This window comes from Pseudohongiella nitratireducens (assembly GCF_001642735.1).
GTDB classification, from domain to species: Bacteria; Pseudomonadota; Gammaproteobacteria; order Pseudomonadales; family Pseudohongiellaceae; genus Pseudohongiella; species Pseudohongiella nitratireducens.
In genome coordinates this window covers 13,723-36,296 of record NZ_LWHM01000018.1, presented here as the reverse complement: position 1 = coordinate 36,296, position 22,574 = coordinate 13,723, and the positions used below count along the sequence as shown (strand labels likewise).

General features: G+C 50.9%; 31 protein-coding genes and 1 other RNA gene. All 32 read right to left on the bottom strand.

Annotated elements, in window-relative coordinates; all coding sequences use genetic code 11:
• Positions 1-13: 13 nt before the first annotated feature.
• The gene (locus tag PSCS_RS06800; RefSeq protein WP_068811129.1) at positions 14-1,705 is read right to left on the bottom strand and encodes an AMP-binding protein; all 1,692 of its coding nucleotides are present in this window, start codon (positions 1,703-1,705) and stop codon (positions 14-16) included.
• Between the two features lie 28 nt (positions 1,706-1,733).
• Positions 1,734-2,912, bottom strand: coding sequence for a vWA domain-containing protein (locus PSCS_RS06795; RefSeq protein ID WP_068811127.1), 1,179 nt, complete (start codon positions 2,910-2,912; stop codon positions 1,734-1,736).
• Positions 2,913-2,945: 33 nt separating this feature from the next.
• Positions 2,946-3,791 carry an AAA family ATPase gene (locus PSCS_RS06790; RefSeq protein WP_068811152.1) on the bottom strand — a complete coding sequence of 282 codons (846 nt, stop codon included), beginning with the start codon at positions 3,789-3,791 and terminating at the stop codon, positions 2,946-2,948.
• Between the two features lie 72 nt (positions 3,792-3,863).
• A complete protein-coding gene (locus PSCS_RS06785; protein WP_068811125.1) occupies positions 3,864-4,202 on the bottom strand; it encodes a hypothetical protein in 339 nt (112 codons plus the stop codon).
• Positions 4,203-4,250: 48 nt separating this feature from the next.
• Complete coding sequence (locus PSCS_RS06780; protein ID WP_308426227.1) at positions 4,251-4,796, bottom strand: YcgN family cysteine cluster protein; 546 nt, start codon at positions 4,794-4,796, stop codon at positions 4,251-4,253.
• A 4-nt stretch (positions 4,797-4,800) separates the two neighbouring features.
• The gene (rnd, locus tag PSCS_RS06775; RefSeq protein WP_068811123.1) at positions 4,801-6,021 is read right to left on the bottom strand and encodes a ribonuclease D; all 1,221 of its coding nucleotides are present in this window, start codon (positions 6,019-6,021) and stop codon (positions 4,801-4,803) included.
• Positions 6,018-6,617, bottom strand: a complete 600-nt coding sequence (gene recR, locus PSCS_RS06770; RefSeq protein WP_188619165.1) for a recombination mediator RecR — start codon at positions 6,615-6,617, stop codon at positions 6,018-6,020. The genes rnd and recR overlap by 4 nt, the downstream gene beginning before the upstream one ends.
• A complete protein-coding gene (locus PSCS_RS06765) occupies positions 6,614-6,934 on the bottom strand; it encodes a YbaB/EbfC family nucleoid-associated protein (protein ID WP_068811118.1) in 321 nt (106 codons plus the stop codon). The genes recR and PSCS_RS06765 overlap by 4 nt, the downstream gene beginning before the upstream one ends.
• On the bottom strand, positions 6,931-8,940 hold the full coding sequence (dnaX, locus tag PSCS_RS06760; protein ID WP_068811116.1) for a DNA polymerase III subunit gamma/tau: 2,010 nt from the start codon (positions 8,938-8,940) through the stop codon (positions 6,931-6,933). The genes PSCS_RS06765 and dnaX overlap by 4 nt, the downstream gene beginning before the upstream one ends.
• A 165-nt stretch (positions 8,941-9,105) precedes the next feature.
• An RNA gene (gene ffs, locus PSCS_RS06755) (signal recognition particle sRNA small type) lies at positions 9,106-9,202 on the bottom strand.
• 140 nt (positions 9,203-9,342) lie between these two features.
• Positions 9,343-9,615 carry a hypothetical protein gene (locus tag PSCS_RS06750; protein ID WP_068811115.1) on the bottom strand — a complete coding sequence of 91 codons (273 nt, stop codon included), beginning with the start codon at positions 9,613-9,615 and terminating at the stop codon, positions 9,343-9,345.
• Between the two features lie 13 nt (positions 9,616-9,628).
• On the bottom strand, positions 9,629-10,822 hold the full coding sequence (locus tag PSCS_RS06745) for a DmpA family aminopeptidase (RefSeq protein ID WP_229694702.1): 1,194 nt from the start codon (positions 10,820-10,822) through the stop codon (positions 9,629-9,631).
• Entirely contained in the window at positions 10,819-11,274 is a 456-nt protein-coding gene (locus PSCS_RS06740; RefSeq protein ID WP_068811113.1) for a hypothetical protein, read from the bottom strand. The genes PSCS_RS06745 and PSCS_RS06740 overlap by 4 nt, the downstream gene beginning before the upstream one ends.
• 2 nt (positions 11,275-11,276) lie before the next feature.
• On the bottom strand, positions 11,277-12,041 hold the full coding sequence (locus PSCS_RS06735; protein ID WP_068811111.1) for a TerC family protein: 765 nt from the start codon (positions 12,039-12,041) through the stop codon (positions 11,277-11,279).
• A gap of 52 nt (positions 12,042-12,093) precedes the next feature.
• The gene (locus PSCS_RS06730; protein ID WP_317621790.1) at positions 12,094-13,188 is read right to left on the bottom strand and encodes an endonuclease/exonuclease/phosphatase family protein; all 1,095 of its coding nucleotides are present in this window, start codon (positions 13,186-13,188) and stop codon (positions 12,094-12,096) included.
• A gap of 176 nt (positions 13,189-13,364) precedes the next feature.
• On the bottom strand, positions 13,365-14,054 hold the full coding sequence (locus PSCS_RS06725; RefSeq protein ID WP_068811109.1) for a VIT1/CCC1 transporter family protein: 690 nt from the start codon (positions 14,052-14,054) through the stop codon (positions 13,365-13,367).
• A 135-nt stretch (positions 14,055-14,189) separates the two neighbouring features.
• On the bottom strand, positions 14,190-14,510 hold the full coding sequence (locus PSCS_RS16330) for a YgaP family membrane protein (protein WP_308426228.1): 321 nt from the start codon (positions 14,508-14,510) through the stop codon (positions 14,190-14,192).
• Positions 14,511-14,601: 91 nt separating this feature from the next.
• A complete protein-coding gene (locus tag PSCS_RS06715) occupies positions 14,602-15,183 on the bottom strand; it encodes a Tll0287-like domain-containing protein (RefSeq protein WP_068811107.1) in 582 nt (193 codons plus the stop codon).
• A gap of 686 nt (positions 15,184-15,869) precedes the next feature.
• Positions 15,870-16,001, bottom strand: a complete 132-nt coding sequence (locus tag PSCS_RS16245; RefSeq protein ID WP_267889995.1) for a hypothetical protein — start codon at positions 15,999-16,001, stop codon at positions 15,870-15,872.
• Positions 16,001-16,384, bottom strand: a complete 384-nt coding sequence (locus tag PSCS_RS06710; RefSeq protein ID WP_068811105.1) for a hypothetical protein — start codon at positions 16,382-16,384, stop codon at positions 16,001-16,003. Before PSCS_RS06710 ends, PSCS_RS16245 begins: the two co-directional genes overlap by 1 nt.
• Positions 16,385-16,391: 7 nt before the next feature.
• Positions 16,392-16,874, bottom strand: coding sequence for a hypothetical protein (locus tag PSCS_RS06705; RefSeq protein ID WP_082866316.1), 483 nt, complete (start codon positions 16,872-16,874; stop codon positions 16,392-16,394).
• Positions 16,875-16,876: 2 nt separating this feature from the next.
• Positions 16,877-17,401, bottom strand: coding sequence for a hypothetical protein (locus PSCS_RS06700; RefSeq protein ID WP_068811103.1), 525 nt, complete (start codon positions 17,399-17,401; stop codon positions 16,877-16,879).
• The gene (locus tag PSCS_RS06695; RefSeq protein ID WP_068811102.1) at positions 17,391-17,621 is read right to left on the bottom strand and encodes a hypothetical protein; all 231 of its coding nucleotides are present in this window, start codon (positions 17,619-17,621) and stop codon (positions 17,391-17,393) included. The genes PSCS_RS06700 and PSCS_RS06695 overlap by 11 nt, the downstream gene beginning before the upstream one ends.
• Positions 17,622-17,625: 4 nt before the next feature.
• Positions 17,626-18,969 carry a hypothetical protein gene (locus PSCS_RS06690; protein WP_158662855.1) on the bottom strand — a complete coding sequence of 448 codons (1,344 nt, stop codon included), beginning with the start codon at positions 18,967-18,969 and terminating at the stop codon, positions 17,626-17,628.
• Positions 18,970-19,209: 240 nt separating this feature from the next.
• The gene (locus tag PSCS_RS06685; protein WP_068811100.1) at positions 19,210-19,845 is read right to left on the bottom strand and encodes a hypothetical protein; all 636 of its coding nucleotides are present in this window, start codon (positions 19,843-19,845) and stop codon (positions 19,210-19,212) included.
• Between the two features lie 91 nt (positions 19,846-19,936).
• Complete coding sequence (locus PSCS_RS06680; protein WP_068811099.1) at positions 19,937-20,668, bottom strand: hypothetical protein; 732 nt, start codon at positions 20,666-20,668, stop codon at positions 19,937-19,939.
• On the bottom strand, positions 20,668-20,874 hold the full coding sequence (locus tag PSCS_RS06675; protein ID WP_068811097.1) for a hypothetical protein: 207 nt from the start codon (positions 20,872-20,874) through the stop codon (positions 20,668-20,670). Before PSCS_RS06675 ends, PSCS_RS06680 begins: the two co-directional genes overlap by 1 nt.
• Positions 20,871-21,038, bottom strand: coding sequence for a hypothetical protein (locus PSCS_RS15865; RefSeq protein ID WP_157885650.1), 168 nt, complete (start codon positions 21,036-21,038; stop codon positions 20,871-20,873). Before PSCS_RS15865 ends, PSCS_RS06675 begins: the two co-directional genes overlap by 4 nt.
• 9 nt (positions 21,039-21,047) lie before the next feature.
• Positions 21,048-21,341, bottom strand: coding sequence for a hypothetical protein (locus PSCS_RS06670; protein WP_068811095.1), 294 nt, complete (start codon positions 21,339-21,341; stop codon positions 21,048-21,050).
• A gap of 14 nt (positions 21,342-21,355) precedes the next feature.
• A complete protein-coding gene (locus PSCS_RS06665; RefSeq protein ID WP_068811093.1) occupies positions 21,356-22,189 on the bottom strand; it encodes a major capsid protein P2 in 834 nt (277 codons plus the stop codon).
• Between the two features lie 10 nt (positions 22,190-22,199).
• Positions 22,200-22,322, bottom strand: a complete 123-nt coding sequence (locus PSCS_RS16240; RefSeq protein ID WP_267889996.1) for a hypothetical protein — start codon at positions 22,320-22,322, stop codon at positions 22,200-22,202.
• Positions 22,323-22,340: 18 nt separating this feature from the next.
• A complete protein-coding gene (locus PSCS_RS16235) occupies positions 22,341-22,475 on the bottom strand; it encodes a hypothetical protein (RefSeq protein ID WP_267889997.1) in 135 nt (44 codons plus the stop codon).
• Between the last annotated feature and the right edge of the window lie 99 nt (positions 22,476-22,574).

Sequence of the window (22,574 nt, the reverse complement as noted above, 5' to 3'; positions counted from 1 at the left end):
GTTCCTCTTAATATCAGCTCTTGGCTTCTTCCTGTTCCCGGAGCTCGCGGCGTAGAATCTTGCCAACATTGGATTTTGGCAGGTCATCAACAAACACAATTTCACGAGGGACTTTGTATGCCGTTAAATTTTCCCGGCAGTATGAAGTCAGCTCATCCAGAGTCAGGACATTATCTCGACGCACAACAAACAGCTTTACCGACTCCCCGCTTTTCTCGCTGGGTACACCAATCGCTGCGCTTTCTGCCACGCCGGGATGCGAGTTTACAACTTCTTCCACCTCACTGGGAAATACATTGAAGCCAGAGACATTAATCATGTCTTTTTTGCGGTCAACGATGCGAATAAAGCCATCTTCGCTGATTTCGGCATAATCACCGGTCTTGAACCAGCCTTCTTCATCGATGGATTTGCGCGTCGCCTCTTCATTTTGCCAATAGCCTTTCATCACCTGGGGGCCACGCACCAGCAACTCGCCCTTGGCATTAAAGCCCGTATCCTGGCCTTGTTCATCCACGGTTTTTACATCTGTGCCAGGGACAGCGATACCCACGGTACCAATGCGAACATCGTCATGCGGGTTGATACTGACCACCGGTGAACACTCAGTCAGACCATAACCTTCATATACCTGGCAGCCAGTGACCCGTTGCCACTCCTCTGCCACCCGGATTGTCAGTGCCATGCCGCCCGAACCAGTAAAGCGCATCTTGCTAAAGTCGACCTGGTCAATATCTTTGTGTCGGCACATCGCCAGAAACAGCGTATTGATACCAACAAAGCCATTAATTTCCGGGAGCGACTTTAATGTCTTGATCAAATCATCCAGATCGCGCGGGTTGGGGATCAGTACATTATGATTACCGGCATAGAAGCCCGTCAGGCAATGCAGCATAAAGGCATAGGTGTGATAAAGCGGCAATGGCGCAATGATCGTGTCACTGCCATCATTGATCAGATACTGGCTGACACTGCGTAATTGCATCATGTTATTAACCAGGTTGCTGTGCGTCAGCATGGCCCCTTTTGCCGGGCCAGTGGTGCCACCGGTATAGAGAATCAGAGCCAGATCATCACGGTTTCGGGCGCGGTCTTCGGTTCTGCCAACCTGGCGGTTAGCTTCAGCTGACTGCTCGGGCATGGTCGATAAAATGGATGGCAGCGAATGTGTGCCGGGGATGCGCCAGGACGGCACCATGCGCTTCAGGTAGCGCACGGCCAGGTTCATCAAAGTCCGCTTGGGCTGAGGCAATATATCCGCCAGTTGCGTGGTAACAATGCACTGAATGTTGGTTTCAGGCAGAATTTTCTGCAGGTTATGGCAGAAGTTTTCGAGGATGATAATACCGCGAGCGCCCGAGTCCTTGAATTGGTGCAGCATTTCCCGGGATGTGTACAGCGGGTTGGTATTAACAATAACCAGCCCGGCGCGAGCAGCAGCCACCACTGCGATGGGAAACTGCAGAACATTAGGTAACTGAATAGCAATACGGTCGCCTGCTTTGAGGCCACTGTTATTGATTAACCACTCAGCCAGCTGGGCACTTTTAATGTCCAGTTCGCGAAAGGTTATTTGATGACCCAGACAGGAAAATGCCGGGTTGTCAGGATATTTTTCAAAACTGTTTTCGAACACTTCACGGATAGTCTGAAAATTCTCAGGATTCAGATCTTCCCGGCTGGACATTGCCTCACTTGCATACATCGTTATTATTCCTCATTAGTGTTCTGCCCTAACGTGCAAGGTATGACATGGCAGACTCCAGACCGGTTACGGTCATGGGAAACATCCGGTTTTCGATCAGCTCTCGGACAATACCGATCGAATAGCCATGTCGCCAATAACTCTCATTCACCGGGTTGATCCAGGCCACTTTGTCAAAGTGCTCGGTCATGCGCTGCATCCACACAGCACCCGGCTCTTCATTGTAATGTTCGATACTGCCACCTGCTTCGGTAATTTCATAGGGGGCCATAGTGGCATCACCCACAAATATGATTTTATAGTCAGGTCCATACTTGTGGATCACATCATACAACGGCGTTGTCTCTGTATGACGTCTGCGACTCTTTTTCCATACCGATTCGTAGATGAAATTATGAAAATAGAAGTACTCCATATGCTTGAACTCTGACTTGGCAGCAGAGAACAGATCTTCACACAGGTGCACATAAGGGTCCATGGAGCCGCCAATATCAAAGAAGAGCAGGACTTTTACGGCATTATGCCGTTCGGGAACCATTTTGATATCGAGCAGACCGCCTCGACGGGCAGTTGAAGTGATGGTGTCGTTAACATCCAGCTCCTGCTCAGCACCACTGCGGGCGAATTTGCGCAGTCGGCGCAAGGCCATTTTTATATTGCGGGTACCAATTTCGGCACTGTCATCCAGGTCCTTGAACTGCCTTTTCTCCCAAACTTTAATGGCGCGCCCTTCCCGACCTTCAGACTGGCCAATTCGAATACCGGCCGGGTTATAGCCAAACCCGCCAAAGGGAGATGTGCCACCTGTTCCAATCCACTGATTACCACCCTGGTGACGTTCTTTCTGATCTTTGAGTCGTTCCCGGAAAGCTTCCATGACCGCATCAAGGCCGCCCATTTTTTCGATCATGGCGCGCTCTTCATCCGTAAGCGCCGCCTCAAACTCCTTGCGCAACCATTCTTCCGGCAGATGGATATCAAGTGCCTTATCCAGAATCGCTACCTGCTCAAAAAAAGCAGCGAAAGCCTTGTCATACTTATCAAAGTGCTTTTCGTCTTTGACCAGACAGATTCGTGCCAGGCGGTAGAAGGCATCAGTATCGGCAAAGGCATACCCTGCCTGAAGGCAACCATAAAGATTGAACAGTTCGGTCAATGAAACGGCAATACCATGGTCACGCAATGTCAGGTAGAAACGAATCAGCATGATTTCATCATTCCAGGGACATGAATGACTGTGTCATGACCGCTTGGCGCGATGCATGAATGCGAGTTTCTCAAGCAAATGGACATCCTGTTCGTTCTTGAGCAAAGCACCGTATAGCGGAGGGATGGCTTTTGAAGCGTCTTTATCCTGAAACACGGATTCAGGCAGATCGTCTGACATCAGTAACTTCAGCCAGTCAATCAATTCAGAGGTAGAAGGTTTCTTCTTCAGGCCCTGTACTTTGCGGACATCAAAAAAGACATCGAGGGCATGGCTTAGCAGTTCACTCTTAATATCCGGGTAATGCACCTGGACAATATCCTGCAGGGTATTGCGGTCCGGGAACTGGATATAGTGAAAAAAACAGCGGCGTAAAAAAGCGTCGGGCAGTTCTTTTTCGTTATTACTGGTAATGATGACAATCGGACGGTGTTTCGCCTTGATCTGTGTCTGCGTTTCGTAGACATGAAACTCCATCTTGTCGAGTTCGAGCAACAGATCATTGGGAAACTCAATGTCAGCCTTGTCGATTTCATCAATCAACAGCACAACCTGTTCTTCCGATTCGAACGCCTGCCAGAGTTTGCCTTTGAGGATATAGTTGCCGATGTCATGAACCCGGTCGTCGCCCAGTTGGGAATCACGCAGGCGAGAAACGGCATCATACTCGTACAGACCTTGCTGAGCGCGGGTCGTGGACTTGATATGCCAGGCGACCAGCTTCAGCCCCAGTGAGTCGGCAATCTGTTCAGCCAGCATGGTTTTACCAGTGCCCGGTTCACCTTTAACCAGCAACGGTTTTTGCAAGGTGACTGCAGCGTTAACAGCCATCTGCAGGTCTTCGGTTGCGACATAGCTGGCTGTACTTTGAAATTTCATTGCCGGTGCTGTCCCGGTCATGCCACTCCCATTATCACTCACGGCGCTTCCTGATATCTGATCTGGATTGAATTAGTTCCGCTTGGCTCGCGCGCGGAAAATCGTCCAGATCAGTGATAACACAATCCCCAGCCCTATCGCCAGTACCAATGGGACAGCCGCCCTGATAAATGCGTCGCCTCCCAGGGTAATCATATCCAGGGCAATCACCATCAAGGCAGGCGCCATCAGATCCGAATCAGCGGCGACATACCAGGGTGTAAAGGTTACAGCCAGCATGATGCCCCGCAGCGGATTTGCCAGCCACTTGTAAGGAATTTTGCCGGTCGCCTTATAGAACAGGATATAGCAAAGCGTGCCGGCTACCAGGTACACGCCCCAGCTAGTCAGGTATCCGTAAATATCCAGCATCAAATTATGGCTCTCATATCGTCCTTGCCAGCGGGCAGTCAGAGGATGTTAATGACTGACCCAACGAATAATGTGTTCTTCTATTCCATCCTCGGAGACATGCGAATCCGGAATCACCTTGCCGGTCACCGATATATCCCGCTCATCCATTAAACGGCGATTGCCCGCGATGAGTGGATGCCAGTCTTCCAGCGGCTTTCCATAATAGCGCAATTTATAGGCACAAGTGGACGGCATCCAGTCAACCGCTTCCTCAAGTATCTCCGGGTCCATCACCAGGCAGTCGGGCACCAGTTGTTGCCGGGTCTGATAGTGCCGGCACTGACAAGTGTCCTCATCGAGGTACTGACAGACGACTCGGGTGTAGTAAAGCTCAAGGTCATCATCTTCGTCCTGCAATTTATGCAGGCAGCAGCGTGCACAGCCATCGCACAGTGCTTCCCACTCGCGGGATGTCAGCGACGTTAACGGTAACTCCCAGAATTTATCTCTCAGGCCAGCCTGGTTTCCAGGCTCATGCACTGGCAAATCGGCCAGTTCACGATCCTGGTCATTTACCAGCTTCGCAACACCTTGTTTCAACCCCTTTGCCAAAACCTTAAGCCTCTTCAGCCGGTTGATCCCGAAGCGCCTCAAACAGCGGCTTTTTCAACAGGTCACGACGCCAGCCATCGACTCCGGCAGGCCAGACCAGACGCTCCTCAGACTGACAATGCATGTTGGCTTGCAAAAATTCAATCAGTACTTTCTTCCTGGCCAGCAGTTCAGCCGCGATACCAGCATCTTCCGCTACCTGACTGACGGCTCGTTGCAACCGCTTAACAGCCGGCCGGAGCGCAGGCGGCAAAGGCTGACCAGAGGTGGCTTTAAGCGTTGTTGCCAGCGCATTAAACTGTGGCGAAAGCTCAGCATCCTGGTGAAGGATCTGCAGTACGGCATCGCCATCGCGTTGCTGTAGGGATTTGCTGACATCCTTGATTGCTGCCAGCGCCTGTCTGTCCTGAGGTTTTCGTTGCACCAGCAGAATCAGTTCGGCATCTTTGGCAATCCAGTTACGGGGCTTATTACGCTGACGAGCCGTGATTTCCCGCCAGATCACCAATTGCTGCAATATCGCCAGTTGCTGTGGGTTCAGTCGCCAGGCACCGCCGACGTTGATAAACAGGGTTGGCCACAAGGCGTCATCTTCGTTTTGCCAGGCAATATCGAGCATTTGCTGGCATTCATCCTGCAACCAGCGCAAATAGCCTTTCTCGTCCAGCTGTTGCCGCAATGTCTCGTAAATGGAAGGCAGGTAATGCACATCCAGCGCCGCGTAATGCAGCTGTCGTTCACTCAGCGGCCGAGCACACCAGTCTGAACGTGTCTCGCCCTTTTCCAGCTCTACGCCGATGAGTTCTTTGACGATATTCAGGTAACTGAGATTAGCGCCATAGCCCAGGAATGCCGCTGCTTTTTGCGTATCAAACATAGGTTCGGGCAACTGACCAAAGGTGTGCTGCAACAGGACCAGATCCTCAGATCCTGAATGCAGTACCTTGGTAATCTGCTGATCGGCCAGCAAGTCGAGAAACGGTTGCCATTGCGTCAAGGTCAGCGGGTCCAGTAAAAATATACGCTGGCCATCACCTATCTGAATCAGTCCCGGTTTGGGATAAAAGGTATTGGTGCGAACAAATTCGGTATCCAGTGCCAGCACGCTGGCACGTTGCAGATAGGCACAAGCCTTGGCCAGTTCAGCATCATCGACTATATATTGCGAATCGGGCGGTTGGATGGCTGATGAATCCGATAAATTTTGTGGTACCTGATCTGTCATTTGAACTGCTGCCGGCCGTTGAATGCATGGGTAAGCGTACCGCCATCGACATATTCGAGTTCGCCACCCATTGGAATGCCATGGGCAATACGGGTCAGTTTTATTGATTGTTCAGCGAGCAGGTTGGCGATGTAATACGCCGTCGCCTCGCCTTCTACTGTCGGGTTATTAGCCAGAATCACTTCTTCTACCGGTTTTCTGGCGACCAGCTCCATCAAGGCATCTATGCCTATTTCTTCCGGGCCTATGCCGTCAATCGGAGACAGGTGGCCTGTGAGCTGAAAATACAAACCCTGATAGCTGCCGCTTTGTTCAATTGCGAGCAGATCTGCCGGTGAACCCACTACACAAAGCACGGATTGATCCCGGCGCGGATTACTGCAGATGCCGCATAAATCTGCTTCGGTCAAGGTATGGCACTGCTGGCACTGACCGATATTTTCCAGGGCATCTGCCAGCACTTCGCTAAGCTGCTTGCCGCCATCCACATTGCGTTGCAATAAATAGAATGCCATCCGCTGGGCCGATTTGGGACCAACACCGGGCAACACACGCAGTGCCTGAATCAGGTTTTGTAATAGTGGACTAAGCATCAGAATGGAAACTTGAATCCTTCTGGCATCTGGAAACCAGAAGCCATCTGACTCATGGTGTCCTTGTTGGTCTCTTCCAGCTTTTTAACAGCATCATTAAATGCTGCAGCCACCAGGTCTTCAACCATCTCTTTGTCTTCTTTCATGACGTCAGGGTCGATCTCAACACGTCTGACATCATAACGACCACCGACTTCAATTTTTACCAGGCCGGCGCCTGATTCACCGATTACGCTTCTTTTGGCAGCCTCTGCCTGAGCCTCCTGAAACTTCTCTTGCATTTGTTTAGCTTGTTTCATTAACTCATTGATATCTGTCATTTCTCAATCCTCATTTCTTCAATACTTGCATCAAACCTGGCTAATAACCCCATGACCCCGGGGTCTGCCTGAAAACGGTTTTCCAGTGCCGCAATGGCTTCTGCTTTTTCACGGCGGCGCCGAGCTGCGGGCGTTTCAGCTGTCACTGCAGTCACAGTGACCTTAACCTTACAATCTCCTGCCAGTTTTTGCGTCAGCAAGCTGGTCAGGGCATTGTTTTGGTCAGCAGAATACAAGGCTGACTGCGTTTCATCCAGCAGCAAATGTATTTGATCCGCTTCTATCTTCTCCACCAGGCAATTCCAAAGCAAGCTGGGAGCGATACCGTTCATGCCGATAGTCTGTAATAACTGGTACCAGGTTTCTGTGTCAGTAAGATCAGTCAGTCCAATTTTGCCAGGCAAAACCGGTTTCACATCAGATTCCCGCGGTGGAATTTCACGGCTCTCTTCGTGATGCGCGTGCGCCTGACCAGATGCTGACTCATCAGGTGTCGTGTCCCTGGCTGGCACCTGGCTGGATGATGGTTGCGATGACTCGCGGAATTCTTCGTATGCCGATGCAGGTATCGGGGACTCTGCATGGTCAGACTCCCAGGGTGCACCTTGCTCATGTGTTGCAGAAGGCGGTGCCTTAGGGGCGGTTTTAACTGACTCGGCCTGCTGTTCCTCAGCAGGCCGCTGCTCCACAGACAATACCGTCTCAGATTCTGGCTCTGGCTCTGGCTCTGGCTCTGGCTCTGGCTCTGGCTCTGGCTCTGGCTCTGGCTCTGGCTCTGGCTCTGGCGATTCAGTATGAGGGTCGTTCTGTGGCTGAGTTACAGCGGTTGGCGATTCAGACTTTTTTTTTATGTCATTGCTGGCTGTCGCGTCCTCACCACTGCCTTTCGCGTGATCTACGCTACCATGAGATCCGGCGAAAACATCCGGGCTAAAGGCCAGCATGCGCAACAAGGCCATTTCAAAGCCAATGCGTTTCTCACTGGCATTGGTGAGTTCCTGCAGCAGTTGTACACAAATCTGGTAGTACAATTGCACATCATCAGCCGAGAAACGCCCTGCCAATTCCATCAGGCGTTGCTGCTGACCATCGTCATTGCTGACCGCCGCCGGAACGGTTTGTGCCAGCGCCAGGCGATGCAGGGTTTTCTGCAACAGCGTCGCCAAGGCTACAAAATCCGGATTTTGCGTGGCAGCTTCTTCGACCTGTGCTAACAGGCTTTCCCCATCGCGCTCGCTCAAGGCATCCAGAATGCTGTATATCCGCTCAAAGTCAGGCGTGCCCAGTAATTCTGCGACTGCATCAGCCTTAACCACGCCCTCGCCAAATGAAATGCACTGATCCAGCAAGGTTAGCGCATCACGCATACTGCCGGCGGCAGCCTGCCCCAGCAGCCACAAGGCTTTTTCTTCGTACTCAATGCCTTCAGCCGTCAAGACTGACTGCAGGTAATTGGCGACCTGTGATGGCACCAGGTTCTTCAAGTGGAATTGAAGACAACGCGACAGCACGGTGATCGGCAATTTTTGCGGGTCAGTGGTTGCCAGCAGAAACTTAACGTGTGGCGGTGGCTCTTCCAGGGTTTTGAGCAAGGCATTAAAACTGTGCGTGCTCAGCATGTGAACTTCGTCGATCAGGTAAATCTTGTAACGACCACGCGATGGTGCGTACTGGACATTCTCCAGCAATTCGCGGGTATCTTCGACTTTGGTTCGTGATGCCGCATCCACCTCAATCAGGTCGATAAAGCGACCACTCATGATTTCCTGACATGTTCCGCACTCACCACAGGGGCTGGACGTGACACCGGTCTCACAGTTCAGGCAGCGCGCCAGAATACGTGCAACGGTGGTTTTACCAACCCCCCGGGTACCGGTAAACAGATAAGCATGATGCAGGCGTTGTGCATCCAGTGCATGGATCAGCGTGCGCAGTACATGCGTCTGACCAGCCATTTCCTTGAACGTGAGTGGGCGCCACTTTCGCGCCAGTACCTGATATGCCATGCGGTTTCGCTACTGAATAATGTCAAAGGGGCATTGTAAGGGAATCAGCAAGGGAGTGACAGACTGTGCTGGCAAGAAATGACGGTGATGCCAGTATCAGGAGGCTACACAAGAGGAAGCTACGCAAGAGATAGTTCAGACAGGAGGGATCGGTTTGGAGATACCTCCTGCCAGCCACACCACGGCACATGAGTCCGTCGCTACCGTTGCTCCCTTCCGGGCCTGGCGGGGTTTACGACATATCATTGCGCGGGGACCGACAAGAGGTACCATAACGCGTCTCACAGTCTGGGCGACTGTGGCTGCAACAACCCGGTTAACACCGCATCAATGCAGGGGCGGCATTATGTACAATATCGCCGGGCGATTCAAGTGGATAATGTGACGGGCACTGATCAGTTTTCAGGCAGTGGTATCGAGCAAAGTGCCTATTTGCTGATCAGCGGTACTGAAAACCTTTGCAGAAGCATTGAACAGATGTTGCTGTTGTTTCATGCCGACCAGCGCCGTGTTCATGTCCTCACCGGCTGGTACCGGGTGCACAGCATTAGCTGGCGAATTTGCAGCTACCGGCTTGGCCACACTGGCATTGGCAATGTCCTGTGCAGAACGCGTCATGCCCTGATAGGCAGACTGCATGCCATTCGAACCATATGTAAACGTCGATGAAATCATAACAGCATTCTACTCACTCAATAGCACGTCTGTCACGCAGGATCTGCAGAGCCGCAGAAACCGGCAGTTGCGGGTAGCGTTCAGCATTCACCCCCCTGACATCTGAAGCTTTAAACAATGCGTTATAGACCGCTTCCTCTGTTGCCTCCACGGCTGCCTGGAACAATGGTGTCATTTCGCCATTCGGCCAGTCAGCAATACGACTCAGCATGGCTCTGCGTGCTGTTGTGCGTCGAACCGATTCGGCGGTTGAAAAAGCCAGTGCGTAATCCCCTGAACCATTGGACATTGCTGAACCGGTTCTGCCCAGCCCCAAAAAAGAGCGTTTGGCCAGCCTTTCAAGATTACGATCTGACAGTGGTGCGTCAGTCGCAATGATGATCATGACAGAACCATCCGGTGAGGCTTCCTGGGCGACACGTGCTGCTGCAGTATTCAAGGCCTCTGCGTTTATGGGCACGCCCATGATATGCAGCTCTCCCCCATAGTTGGTCTGCACCAGCACACCAACAGTAAAACCACCATTTTCATCTGGCAATACCCGAGAACTGGTACCAACGCCCCCTTTCCAGCCGAAATTTACTGTGCCCATTCCAGCACCGATGCTACCTTCCTCAACCGGACCGCTAACTGCCTGGTTAATGGCCTCAATGGCATGCTCGGGTTTAATGGCACGTAAGCGAATATTGTTGATACGTCCGTCATTGGTCTCACCCACCACCGCATTAACGGAGCGCACCTGCTCATTGCCAGGTTGTGCCAGCGTCCACTCAATGGTGCCCGCAGCGGCCTCAGGAACTGACAGCGTGTTGGTCAGCAGAACCGGGGTTTCCAGCTCACCCAGTTCGATCACTTGCGTCGTGCCCATCATTTTGCCGTAGCCATTGCCCTGCGCATACCCGGCTGGCACCTTGTTCTGATAGAGGTTATCGCCATGCGGCAAAATCGCTGTAACACCTGTGCGAATGTCATCACCCTCTATCAGGGAGACATGCCCCACCTGCACGCCCGACACGTCTGTGATGGCATTGAGTGGACCTGGCTGATAGATACCTGGCGCTACCCCTGCTTCTCGGGCACGTGGGTCGTTGTCATTTGCAATGGCATTTGAGCAAACGACAGTCGAAAGCAGCACGGCAGTCAAAACGCGGATACAAAACGGTCTACGATCAATTTGATAGGAAGACTGGAAAATCATTTGAATCATAAGCTCTGAGTATTGTTAAATGTTTGTCGGTCATTTTCATTGGCAGCTTCCCGACACTCCCCCCGGATAGCGTACTGACCATTTATGGAAGATGAATCAAGTTCCAGATAGCCATCCCGGCAATAACCGGTTTCAACCAGCTTCAGTTCAAGCTGCTCTTCTATTGCATCAAAGTTGAGATCCATGCCCGGTCCTCCGCCTGACCTCATGGCACCAGGGCCTGTGCGCCTGCTCTGCTCTTCGATATCATTCAATCCAGGCTCAAGGGTTACTGCATCTCTTGCTCCCATTGGGGCTTTGCGGATAAGGCGGTAAGTGAAAAATTTTGTGCCATTATCCAGGATTTCGGTTTCGAAGACTTCGTCAAACTCCGAAAGCCTGACCTGGTTGCCTCCGCAACTCAGGAGAAACAACGGTATCAGGAGCGAAACAGCTTTCTTAGTAAGTTTCATGGTTATGATTCTTGCTCATCAGATATTTTCTTGGATAACTGAAGGGTTTTGGAGTTCTGCGTCTTGCGCGATCTCAGTTTGATATTCAGCATTTCGACAATAAAGGAAAATGCCATCGCAAAATACACATACCCTTTCGGAATGTGCACATCAAACCCTTCGGCAATCAAAGTAAAACCCACCAGAATCAGAAATGACAGCGCCAACATTTTAATGGTTGGATTCGCATCGACAAAATCGCCTATTGGTTTTGCAGCAATAAGCATAACGCCAACTGAGGCGATAATAGCGATGACCATGATACTTAAATGGTCGACCAGGCCAACAGCAGTAATGACCGAGTCCAGCGAAAACACAAGATCAAGCACAGCAATCTGTACGAGAATGGAGGCAAAACCGGAAGCAGCTAACTGCTTCTTTGATGCCTCTTCAATTTCAAAGCTGCCATGGATTTCATGTGTGGACTTGGCAAGCAGAAACAAACCGCCAGCAACCAGAATAATGTCCCTGCCCGACACCTCCTGCCCAAACACGCTAAACATCGGTTCAACCAACCCCATCACCCAGGCCAGGCTGAATAGTAGTACCAGTCGAGAAATCATTGCCAGGGATATCCCGATCTGTCTGGCTTTACCGCGTTGTTGTTTAGGCAGACGGCTGACCAGAATCGAAATAAAAATAATGTTATCGATACCGAGCACAATTTCCAGTGCCATCAATGTGGCCAATGCTACCCAGGCTTCCGGACTAACGATCCACTCAAACATCGTTCACGACACCATTAATATTGTTAATGACTGATTCTACAGTTTATGCCACTCATTTAGCATGTGCCGTAGGCTGAGGTATTTCGGACTTGCTGACATTTTCTTTTTCCACAATCTCATCTGCCCGGCTGCGATCCTCCGCCGTAGCATCTATTCCCTCATTTTCAGGAATGGCTTTAGGCGAAAACACCAGGGTGGTCAGTAACGGAAAATGATCTGAACCAATGGAGGGCATTCTCTTAATCGTTTTGACGGTAAAGTGTTCGCTATGGAAAAGGTGGTCCAGGGGCCACCTTATAAAGGGGTAATCGGCATGGAAGGTGTTGAACATGCCCCGCCCAATACGCGGATCAAGTAACCCGCTAATCTTACGAAACAGCCTTGTGGTTTCTGACCAGGCCACATCATTCAGATCACCAGTCACCACAATAGGCTGTGCACTGTCAGCAATGCTTTTGGCGACCACGATCAACTCGGCGTCACGTTCCTGCGACTCAGGGTTCTCCGTCGGGCTTGGTGGAGAGGGATGGAGAAAATGGACACGAACACGAACTCTGTCAGAGAGCCGAACGGATGCATGCATTGAAGGCACACCATCTTCAACCAGGTAGCACGTTTCTGTTTCAGTTAAAGGAAGCCTGGAATAAACATGCATACCATACAGGTTATCGAGTGGACATTTGATAGTATAAGGCATGTCATCTTCAAGCACGCTCAACTGATCTTGCCACCATTGATCCGATTCAAGGGTCACCAGAACATCCGGTTTGTGCTGTTTGACCAGGGATATCAGAGCCTGGGAATTACGATTAGGGGTCAAGACATTGGCAGTCAGAATCTTCAGACTGGGTTTTTGAGAGTTTTTTTCTGCTCTTTTCACTTCTCTTGGAAACAGAGGCGTGTATGGCACTATCCACCAGGACTGCCAGAACAGGCAGAAACCGGAGACGCAAATCAGCAACAACGAAGATGGTCTGGTTATTTCCAGAACAAGTAACTGGAATATCAATAGCAATATTGCAGCAATAGCGATCTGTAAGCGAGGAAAGTCCAGCCCTCTAATGAGCCAGTGAGTGTGATTGGATATCGGTAGCAAAGTCGCTATCAACAGGAAACATGTTAAAAGCGTGAGGGTGGGCAACAACATGTAGATATTCCAGATTCAGAGTCTCATTAGGCCCATGAAGCGACTTGACTCCGATTTCACGGACACGTTAGAAAACCCCATCATAGGCATATGCCGTGCTAATGTCGAACAGTGACGATAACGCCCTGTTATCTTCCGCCTGATACGGCCATTCACCCTCCTCGACCTGTTCGAGATCAGGCAGTCACACCAAATAACTGCCCCACAGCTGCGGTTAATAACATTGCAAAAGCCCCCCAGAAAGTGACTCGCAAAGCCCCTTTCATCATACTTGCCCCTCCTGCTCTGGCAGCCAATGCGCCCAGTAATGCCAGGAAAATCAATGATGCTGCTGCCACAGGTAAAATTAACTGTTGAGGTGGCCCTAAATATGCAATCAGTAAAGGCAGAGCTGCACCAACTGAAAAAGTGACAGCTGAAAAGAAAGCCGCTTGTATGGGTTGGGCACTGTTGTTGTCCGGTATACCTATATCATCTCGCACATGTGCGCCAAGTGCATCATGCGCCATTAGCCCTTCAGCCACTTGCTTTGCAAGCTCCGCATCCAATCCCCTGGCTTCATAGATGTCAGCAAGTTCTGCTAATTCGGAGTCATAGTCTTCATCTAACGACCTTTTTTCCAGTGCTATATCCGCGTGTTCTGTATCTGATTGAGAACTGACAGACACATATTCACCTGCAGCCATTGACATCGCACCAGCTACCAGACCAGCAACGCCTGCCAAAAGTATGTTTTCCAAACCGGCATTGGCTGCGGCAAAACCTATGATTAAGCTAGCAGTCGAGACTATACCGTCATTAGCACCCAGCACTGCTGCACGAAGCCACCCAATACGATGGGAGCGGTGTTTCTCCGAATGTGTCATAAACAGTTCCCTGCCATTAAGCTCTCTTGGTTGCGCTAATGAGCAACCATGGCCTTTCGTCATTCATTTGCGGCAAATGACTGACTTTGAGCCAACCATAGCCAGAGCAGCAAATAACACGAATAACATGATGTCTCAATCTTTCTGCCCTGGGCAGGTTGAGACGCCTAGTGGCAGATACAATGGGCACCAGCCCATAGCAGCTGTCGCCACAGGTATAAGACCAATCACACCTAACCAGGACTGGAAGTAAAACCCGGCACTAATGATACCCAGTCCGAGTATGATTCTTATGACACGATCAATTTTACCGATATTACATTTCATAATAGAATACTCCAGCGGTGTAATGGTTTGATAGTCTTCATGCGTCAGTTTGCCTTGCGCTTTCAGACACAAGAAAAAATGCTGACCAGTTCGCTCGATTCCGATGGATATCCCGTGTCTTTTAAGCATGGTGAAAACTCCTTGGTGAAATGAAAGACTGGTTACCGTTTAAACTTTCACTGACTAATAACTATTCCAGGCATGTGGTCATGAAGCGTTCTCAAGGAATTGAAGTACGTAAACTAATTGCACCTCTGATCTGGCCTTCAACGTAACCTGTCGCCATATCACCCGGATAATACGCTGCCAGGGCTGAATGCACTTCCTCGTTGATAATTTGGCCATGACAGGTTAAACAAAGTGGCATGACAGGCTGCGCCTGCATAAAGCGGTATTCACTATTGACGACAGCAGAAGACTTGATTGTTGAGCCCGCTTCACCGGCTCGTTGGCGTTGATCAAACGCTTCCAGCACTTCTTTCTCCCAGCTATCCGGTTCTGCTAACGCCAGATTGCGAGGTTTTAAGCTGACTCGCCTGACGGACCAGCCTGACTCATCGCTTAATTCCGCAGCAATCTGAGGCGCACGTACTGAGCAGATCTCAATGGCCTGGGTAGGCCCACCGGTTGCCATAGCTGACTGGAGTGTCGGTAGTAAGGTATCAACAAATTGCTGGGAAATGGCAGATGCCTGCCTGTCCAGTTCACTGTGGTCGGGCGCGGGCGATTGCCTGCAACTTGCCAGACTTATCGTGGCCATTCCTGTGAAAACCAGATACGACAATCTTTTTAATGTCATCATCAGATCAACTCCACATTGTCTTTATATTGATAACATACAGGTTATGGGGAGACGGAATCAGATTTATATCAATTTTTTGTCATTAAACTGCTATGTCAAACAACCAATCGACCCTCTATCGGGTTCTCATCCCTCCCGGGAGTCACTTTGGCATGCTTTAGATTGATAGTGCCAGGGGCTGGCTGTGAAGCTTGTTTGATATGGCGGAGAGGGAGAGGATTGATCGCTTTAGCCTAAGGGCTAAATCGACCCTGCGGGCTTCGCGCCATAGGCGCTCGTCTTTGGTTGCTGCGCAACCAATCGACCCTCTATCGGGTTCTCATCCCTCCCGGGAGTCACTTTGACATGCTTTAGATTGATAGTGCCAGGGGCTGGCTGTGAAGCTTGTTTGATATGGCGGAGAGGGAGGGATTCGAACCCTCTCTTTTGCCTTTTAATTTCAGTATGTTACTGATTTTCATGGACACTTACAAGACACCCGGCGACACTTACCGCCATCCAGCGCCATCTACTGGGACAAATTTGGGACAAAAAGAAGGGGCACCAGTGGCACCCCCTAACATGGCGTTTCAACCTTCGATTACTTGCGCTTTTTGGCCTTGACTACCCGGCCACCCTTAGCAAATCGATAGCCCTTTTTCAGACGACCGTTACCCTTTACTCCACGCTTTGCCATACCTTCCCCCTTAGCTGTTATCTAATGCAGCCTGCCATTCCAACCGGCTGACCCGTTTATCAATACGCCAGAACATCAGCAGAATAGCCACCGTTGCCACGTCACCGGCACCGGCCAGCAGTTTGAATAGTTCTGCTTCCATCACTCGCGCCCCTTCCTGAAATACATATAAGTGCGATCACCGAAAATATAGAACGTGACCATTTGTGCATAGCTGGCCAGTGACTCTGATATTTCAGGTTCTACGACCAGCCAGAACGTGGACAGATATCCACCAATAATCATGACTGTTGCCACAGGCCGCTGTAATGCCCTGATGTTGTTCACCCACCCGCTGACGTTCGGTGCCGCCTTGTCAATCTCCGCAATTACCTTTAGGCGATCAGTCTCTGCCGCCATCAATGCAACGACTTCATTCACGTTTGCCGGTTTCGCCCCGGCTCCACCGGTAAACTTGTTGAACAATGCCCGGACGCCATCGGCGGCAACGGGTATCAGTGCTGGGACAACGGTTTCAAGTAGCATAGCGGCCTCACGTTGCCCGGTTCAGTGCATCTTCAATGAACTGATCAGAATAAGGATTCTGGCCGTTCTCATGTTTGATAATTGCCTTGACCAGTGGCAAATAGCCATCATTAAACCGTGTTGGTATGTGATATGACTGCCAGCCGGTTAATTGCTGGACATGCGCAATGTATGATTCAACGTCATTTGCATCACGGCCTTCAGCCGGTGCATACGTCTCGATAATCTGACGAACAGTCACAACACCGCGATTACGATAGCTGTCTATAATTTCGCCGATGGCATCAATGCCGTCTGCCGCATCACCGAATATGACGAACCCGTCAGGATCAACACCGGTTTTACCGTGCCACGCGTTCGACTCAAAGTGTTTAATGTTGCCAGGGTTGTTGTTCCTGATCCCTCGCGGTACCAGTAATTTTCGCGCCCCATAGGTTCCGACCAGCATAAGCCCCCCAAGTATCAGAACTGTTTTCAATGTTGTATTCATTGCTAAGCATCCGGTGTGTAATACATCAGGCAACCCCTGACAAAATTCTGGCCAGCCCCTGCCGCCATCGTTGTCGCCGTGACTGCTGTCGGCTCTGCATTCGGTTCTGTCCGATACAGCGATATCTCGGTACTATTCTGAGCCATAGCGATATTTGGAAACGCAGTGCTGAAGCCCGTTGCATAAACAGCGCACGCGGCCACATTTGGAACCTGTGTCTGTACTGCGAACGGCAAATTGGTAATTCTGGCGCTACCAGACGGCGAACTGTTGGTTGAACTTGTTGCAATAGCAAAATGCAGGATGACCAAATTGCCAATTTTTGTGTACTTTCCGGCTGTCAGACCGTCGAAAACATCCCAAGAGCCAGACGTAAAAACCCACTGCGGAGACCATGTACCAGTAGTTACTTCAATTCGGCCTTGTAACGCAGTAATGTCACCAGCGATACCTGCCAGCAACGCTGACAGATCATCAGTGCCACCGATCCCGGCTTTATCAGCTGATATAAAATTCTTACTCTGCATTGGTCTCGATATCCGCAACGCTGGCCGCTGCAATCTCAGCCAGTATCTGGTTTAGTGTTTTCTCGCCGTCAGCCTCAACTGACAACGGGTGACTCATGAAGCTGACACCGCTGCCGCCGTCACCCATGAACTGAAAATCAACTGTCCCGTGCTCCGTGTTAATGCAAAGCACATCAATGGCCGGGTGCGATTCAACGCCGGTATTTACTGTTAATGCCATCGCTTTATTGCTCCCCAACGAAATAATGAATAGTGAACTTTATGGTGCCGGTGAACGCTGCTGAAGGTGTCCACAACAATTCACGGTTTGTGCCGTCTGTTGTCCGCTCAGAAAGTGCCAGCCGGTTGCTGCCTTCAATCAGCCCGGTGTTTTGTTCCAGTGTGCAATAACGGTCATTGTCCGCACTGTCACCCAGGGTGCCATCAATTGGCTTCCCTTCAATCACTGCTGTCACGCGTTCGATTTCAGCACCTTCAGGGAGAATGTCCTGATTGCTGACAAGGTATTTTGCAGATGAATCACCGCTCCATGTCAGTGTTGCTTTGACCTGGCGCAAGCCTTCTGGCTGCGGGATGATATTCGCGCCTCTTGCAGGCAACAGCGCGTGATTGCCGTTGCCGCTGGAGTCGAGGACTTGGCCTGTGTCTGACTGGGCGTCGGCGGCGTTGTAGTGGGCGGTGATGCCGATATTGCGCGCCTCAAAAAAATCAAATTCGACAGAACCGCCAGAGTTGACCAGCCTTACATAAAACCCTCTTGTGTCTTGTGTGTGATAAAAGTCGATGTATCTATCAAAAGACCCCTCGCCAACAGTCCCATATATCTCAGTTGCAGACCAATTCAGAATTTGCATAGAGGTCCCGACTAGCGTGCCTTTTATACGCAATCTAGTTATGTATGGCGAGGACCTTATAGGATATTGTTTCCTTTTCCCGCTGTTTCCCGAGCCAACGGTAAATCCAGTAGTATTAGTGGCGGACACTGTGCCCAAATCAGTCCATCCGGAAGTAAAATCAAGTCCGCCAACTATATCCACCTGACTCGCCCTAACAGCATCAGCCAAATCCGGCCCATTGATTGCCAGCGAGAGGGCTTCTGTTGAGGATAGGGCGCGGTTGTAGCGCAGCGTTTCAAACCATGAGCATTCAGAACGAACAGAGTCAGTGCCCATGAAATACGCGTTGCCAGTGTTGCTGATATCGACAGTTGCGGCGGCAGTGATTGATACCGCATCGCCAAGCTGTGAAGCGTCAATGTAGAACGCGGCAGACCCAGCAGCAGAGGCGGTCTCGCGTGTCAGCGAAACGCCACTAAGAATGGCGCCATCTGCATACACGGCAGGAATCACAGCAGTTGATGTGACGTCAAAAACTGTCACACCACCGACAACAGCGGTATAGCGTAGATTGCCGCCCGTTGTCACATAAAAATCAGTGTAGTTTGACGCGTCCTGATATTTGTAATCAAGCCGCACAGCAGCGTCTGGCGATACATCGGCAATATTGAATTTGCTGAAAAGCGAGTGATCATTCGTGCCGTTATCAAGCTGCGCGTTGTCCAGAGCCATGATGCCACGACTCCCACTACTCGCCCCAGTCATAGCAACACGCACAGCCCTCGCCAATGGCACGACCTGGCGTTGCAGCGTTGCCACCTTCCCGGCCTCAGCCGTCAGTGAGTCATTGAGTGTTGATTGGCCGCTTTCCAGCGTTGTCAGATCAGCGTCAACAGTGGATCCACCGCGCCCGATTCTGGCCGCGCCGGTTGCAAGTTTTAGGATGCCTAAGACGTTGGTTGCAATACCCATTTACACCGCCTTATTGCCGTTCATGCGTGAAACTGTCACGTTTGTGGCACCTGCACGGATGGCGTATAGCGCCCCGGCGTTGTAGAACTCTGCCGTTTGACCAGGGTTAATTTTCAGCCCCTTGCTGGTGGTCACGGTTGCATCACCTACACGGACTCCCGTGTCTGCATCTTCCGGCACTTCGATGTAAGTGTATTTTTTGTTGGCACCTGCCGCTGACACCAGTGTCGCGGAATTTGTGACTGTAACGTCTGCCAGTGCTTCAAATTCGTCTGGTGGTGCGATTACCGCATCAATGTAGAATTGGCCGTCTACCACGTCCACGCGTAGCGGAGTGGTGTCATTGACGGTGACCTCAGTCCGGTCTGCTGGTGGATCATAGTCGCCGGTTCCGTAGAACGCACGGATGGTGTTTTCTTCCGTATGCAGATTCTTGATCTGGATCAGGTCGAAATCTTTTTTGGGCAGGTTTGTGAGACGTGACACATTGTGCGTCTCGATTACCTTGTTGTTTTTGAATAGCTGGACTTCGATCAGCCCGTCAGCCTCGTATAAATACAGGTAATTTGCGACACCCGTGGGTACCTTTAATTTCTGGCCGACTGCCAGTGCAATGCTGCCCGTTCCCGCACTCATGAATTGCCGTCCTGTATTTTCTTAACGATCAACTGTGACACTACCCCGGCAATAATCATGCCGGTGACAGTGATTGCAAATTGCTTCCCGCTCATGACTGCCCCGCCATTCGCCATGCAACCAGTCCGATACCGAGGACTGCTACCACGGCAATCATCTTGTTGACATTGGCATTGATTGACTCGCCGCCGGTCTGGACGGCAGTTGCCAGTTCGGTGATGGCACCCAACTGTTCGGAATTCATCTGAGCCTGTACGGCATCGCTGGCCTGCAATGAATCGGTCATGGCTTCCACAGTGTTATTCACTGTGTTGAAACCGCTTGTCATGTAATCAATGTTCTGCTGATTGAGTTCACCCGTCAGGCCAACCACGTCCCGCGCTAACTCAATTGAGTCCTGGCTGATCAGGGTATTACTGTCAATGGCAATGCCGGTTGTTTTACTGGCATCAGCAAACGCGGCCTGAGCCGCCAGCATGGCTTGTTCCTGCTGAAACGTGCTTTGCTTGATGACATCAGAAATCAGATTACCGGCACCGGTAACGATGTTGCCGCCAAAATTGAGCATATCCCGGAATACATCCCCGGATGTGCCAAGTGCCTTATCAACGGCATAGTCAATGCTGTCTAGTGAACGTCCAGCAACATCCTTGCCAGCATTAATGGCATCAAAATCAGTCTGGCTTTGATCAATCACAACCGTATGTGACCCGCCTTCGCCGGAAACATGAACCGGTGATACTGGACCGGACGTGGACTGACCGCCGACCGTATTTGCGCTCGTTTTACTTGAACTGCTACTGCTTGAGTCCCAAAGTGCCATTACTTACGCCCCAGTAACCAAACCGTGCCGACCACCGCCGCACCGATCACAAATAATTGTGCTGTTGAAAATGCCCCGCCGCCGGTCGAATCGCCAAAGTTCAGCGTGTTCTGAGTACGGCCAGAGTCCGCGCCGGATGAAGGGGAAATTGTCAGTCCCCCTGATCCGCCTGATAACAAAAAATCGGGAATACCTGGCACACTCACTTGATCACCCCGTTCTTTTTAGCCAACCAATAGCCGCCGAACCCGACACCGGCAACGAGCGCAACTTTCGTCACGCCGTCCGCGGTATCTGACAGGCCATCGCCAATGAATTTCACACCAGCACCGGCAGCAAGGAATGCGATTGCGTATGGCAATACTGGCATTCATCCCCCTTAGCTATACGCGTAAACGATAATGCCAGCCGCCACCAGCAAACCGACACCGGCAGCAAGGTGCTTGTTCTGCACACCGGATATCAACTGACCGCTGACAATCGTCGTGCCGTCATAGTTGGTGCCCGTATTAACGTGCGGAAAACTGGCCGGGTCATTGTTGCCACTGGTATAACCGAGTGGCATCCCCCGCTTCAGCGTTTCAACACTTAGCCAGGTGTTCGATAGCGTTTCAAAGATGTCGGCAATGGTAGTGCCGACACCTGTTGGTGCGCCGATAGTTTGCTGTGACATGGATCACCCCCGGCTTATGCTGCCGCCTGCTGGCGTGGTCGAACGTCCTGCACGTATTCAGTCAACGCTTCAATGTCGTTACTGTCAGACGTGGTGAACGTAAACCGCAGTGACTCCACCGAATACGTATCCAGCAAATCAGTGGTGTTCGATTGCTTTACGTTCGGGTCATACACATAGCAGGTGCTTGAAGTGGGCACGGTTTTTCCGTTGCGCTTCAGACGACCATCGTTAACCGCTTTTGGCAGGCCACGCTTGCCGAATACGGCTTTACGATCCTGTTCAACTTCAAGGTGCGTGATAGCACCATAGTTGAATACGCGTTTAATGAAGTATCGACCTGGGGCTGGCCCACGACGAAAATTGGCAAACTGGTTTTCACCAATTTTTGTGACCGGAATAGTCTCAGGCAGAATATACAGCTTGAACTCTTCAGGTCGGTTTGCGCTGGTTTCGACATACAGCGTTGCTGTCGGCGTCACTGGTGTCACAGCGCCTGCAATTTCCAGCGAAATCACAACACGGTCAGTGGGTTTAGTGACCAGACCGCTCATGATTTCACCCTGCAAGGTGCGCGCCAGTGGATCAGAGAATGACAACACAAACTGATCGGCTGTTGCTGATCGGTTGTCATACCCTTCACGATCCAGCATCTGGGTACCGGTGATTTCAACGCGCTTTTCATTGTTGATTTCAATGACCAGCGTGAACTCATCAGCTTCCAGATTGGTGTTAAGTGTCAGTTCTTCGATGGTGGCACCACCATCAATGAAAACCTTTGGATTGCCACCGGCAGCTACCGCGCCTTGGAAGTCCAGAGATTCAGCAAAATTTAATCGACTAGGCATGGTTTCCCCCTCAGCCCAATGCACGGCGAACGCCGTAACCCAATACAGGCACACGGTTGTTGCTGGCATAAATCAGCGTTGCTGATACTGCTGCCATTAGCGCCAACTGCTGCCAATTCACATTAACTTTCATAGCTACCCCCGTGCCGACTTACAGCCAGCCAGTGCCGCCATTAGCGAATTGCTTGATGCGATCACCGATGATCGGCAATTCGTTATTGCTGGCGTACACCACTGCAAGGCTGACGCCTGCGATCAGTGCAATCTGTTTCCAGTCCGCTTTCATGTCTGTCCCCACCCCGTTAATCGGAAATCTAAAATAAAAAAGCCCTTGCAGATTCTCGATATCCGCAAGGGCTGTAAAGTGGAAAATTGGGGGTTAACC